Here is a 2,298-nt window from a genome sequence, read left to right on the forward strand (position 1 = left end):
TTCCATAAGGCTGACACTAAAAATCCTGTAGGATTACTAAGAGGTCTAGTTATGGATGTGATAGGGAATACAGAAAATGTGTATTTAGAATATATAAGACTTCCTGAAGTTACTCATACAGCTGGTGATAACCTAGGTGGTTATGGTAAAAATTCTGGAGAAGAAATAGTAAATATTGCAGTAAGAAAGATGATGTTGTCATTGGAAGATCCAAGGTATCAGTTACAAATTAACGAGACCTCCGCTGAGAAGCGTTGATGACTCTCTTTTCCTGCGTTAGATTGGGTGGTAGATTTGCGTCTACCCCCATTCTTTTAAAAAATAGAATATGACTTTAAACGAGATTGTTTACAATATTAAGAATATCGCTGAGGGTGGATACACTACAGATGATAGTAAGTTAAGTACTCGTCAAATAAAGGCGTGGGTTAACTATCATAGATTAACTCTGTTGGAAGCATATACGAATAACGGAAAGAACATCCCACAGGGCGCTACTCAGAACTTAGGTACATTCACAACCCCAGACGAGGGATCGTTCCTTACACTGCCTAAAATAGCCTCATACGGAGATACTAGAGGAATAACTAGTGTGACATCTGTAGATGGTAACATGATATTCGCTAGAACAACTCAAGATAAAATAGCATTCCAAGAGCATAGTAGGTTTACATCTGTAATGCCTAAGTTTTTCCTTGAAGAAGGAACTAAGTTGTACTTTGTTGGATCAGGCGGAGGAGAGCAGGTGAAGATAGTTGGTATAGCAGAAGATCCTAGCGCTGTATCTGGATGGGGAGGAGATGACTCCGAATACCCATTACCATCACAGCTTGTTGGTCCATTGATTGAATCAATCGCTAAGGTTGAGTTAAACATGACGGTTAAAACTCCAGGAGATGTAATTAATAATGAAATGGAAGGAGATAGAGAAGTTCAAGCTCAAGGCAAATAATGTCATACATAACATATAAAGATATTTATAAACAAATATCCAGTAGAGTAAGAGTAGAAGCGTCTGGCAGGAAAAAGACAAAAGCTATACCTTACTCTTTGTATTTTAGAATAGTTACTAAATTCTTCGAGATTCTAGCCAGAGACTTAATAGTTAGAAAACAAAGAATTTTCTTACCTTTGGGTTTAGGATTTTTATATGTAGATAAAAAAGAACATAGACGGGCTTTCCATATTAGAAAGGATATGAAAGAGTCTAAGTTAAAAGGTGAACCAGTAAGGTATAAGGTTCCTATATTGAGTGATTTTTATTATAAAATACAGTGGGCTAAAGGTAATAAGGATATGGTTAAATGTAAATTATATCCAGCTAAAAAAGTCAGAGAACTATTAAAAGATACATACAATGCAAGTTAGTGTTAAAAGAATAATTGGAAATGTAGCTCGTAACTTAGGGTTAAATAATCCGTCAGAACATATAGAGTCATTTATAGAATGGGCTTTTGAGGCTGAGGAAAAGATAGGTAGCTTTAGTACGTTTACAGACAAGGAGTTTGCTTTAACCGTAACTGACAGTAAGGCTTTATTACCTACAGACTTAATGACTTTAATAGATGTGAAAGGTATTACGTTTATGGAGCCTACTCAAAAAACATTTAAAGCAGATTCTTCTGGTAGTAAGTACTGGATTGTAGGCAGCTACATACATTTTTCTAACGTATCTAGTGGAACAGTTAATATAGCTTACAAAGCTTTAGATACAGACTCTGATGGATACCCAACTATAAAGCAAGGACATGAAGATGCTGTTGCTCAGTATATTATGTGGAGGTTTAAATCTATAGAATATTATAACGGTAAGATTGCTAGATATATAGTTCAGGATTTAGAAAAGCGATGGTACTGGTTGTGCGGCCAAGCGAGAGGTAAAGATAATTTACCTTCAGAAGCTGAGATGAGAAACATAGCAAAGTATTGGAATGCATTAATCCCTGAGAGAGAATAATTATGGCAGAGCAATCTAAACCAAACACTTTTAGTGGAGGTATGGTAACGGATTTAGATCCTGCATACCAATCTAAAGAATCCTACTTTACAGGACTTAATATTCGTGTAGTTACTAATGGAGATAATTCGTATTCGTTAGAGAATATTCAAGGACCTAGATTTGAATGGAATCTAAATACTGCAGTTGATGGTGTTCACAATACTGGCACAAGCAGGTATGTTATTCATGGGGCTGTAGTTGTAGATGATTATATCATAACTATAGAAGGTCAATTAACCGCCTCTAATAAGAACTGGAAGATAAGAAAATACATAATAGATTATTTAGGGGATATTAGT

Annotated in this window: 5 protein-coding genes; all 5 read left to right on the plus strand. The window is 35.5% G+C overall.

Features of this window, described 5'->3' with window-relative positions:
• Positions 1 to 258: hypothetical protein (locus AC3A8L_RS21285; protein ID WP_487964283.1), on the plus strand; the 258-nt coding region annotated here is incomplete at its 5' end.
• A 70-nt stretch (positions 259 to 328) separates the two neighbouring features.
• Positions 329 to 952: a hypothetical protein gene (locus AC3A8L_RS21290; protein WP_487964284.1), complete on the plus strand. Its 624-nt coding sequence runs from the start codon at positions 329 to 331 to the stop codon at positions 950 to 952.
• Positions 952 to 1,368 carry a hypothetical protein gene (locus tag AC3A8L_RS21295; protein ID WP_487964285.1) on the plus strand — a complete coding sequence of 139 codons (417 nt, stop codon included), beginning with the start codon at positions 952 to 954 and terminating at the stop codon, positions 1,366 to 1,368. The genes AC3A8L_RS21290 and AC3A8L_RS21295 overlap by 1 nt, the downstream gene beginning before the upstream one ends.
• Positions 1,358 to 1,957: a hypothetical protein gene (locus AC3A8L_RS21300; RefSeq protein WP_487964286.1), complete on the plus strand. Its 600-nt coding sequence runs from the start codon at positions 1,358 to 1,360 to the stop codon at positions 1,955 to 1,957. Before AC3A8L_RS21295 ends, AC3A8L_RS21300 begins: the two co-directional genes overlap by 11 nt.
• Before the next feature lie 2 nt (positions 1,958 to 1,959).
• On the plus strand, positions 1,960 to 2,298 hold a 339-nt coding region (locus AC3A8L_RS21305), incomplete at its 3' end, for a hypothetical protein (RefSeq protein ID WP_487964287.1).

The sequence above is a fragment of the Marinagarivorans sp. genome, assembly GCF_982758155.1.

Bases quoted from the DNA above. Each gene is read 5' to 3' on its own strand.
- AC3A8L_RS21290 (WP_487964284.1), top strand. From the start codon at position 329: ATGACTTTAAACGAGATTGTTTACAATATTAAGAATATCGCTGAGGGT.
- AC3A8L_RS21295 (WP_487964285.1), top strand. From the start codon at position 952: ATGTCATACATAACATATAAAGATATTTATAAACAAATATCCAGTAGA.
- AC3A8L_RS21300 (WP_487964286.1), top strand. From the start codon at position 1,358: ATGCAAGTTAGTGTTAAAAGAATAATTGGAAATGTAGCTCGTAACTTA.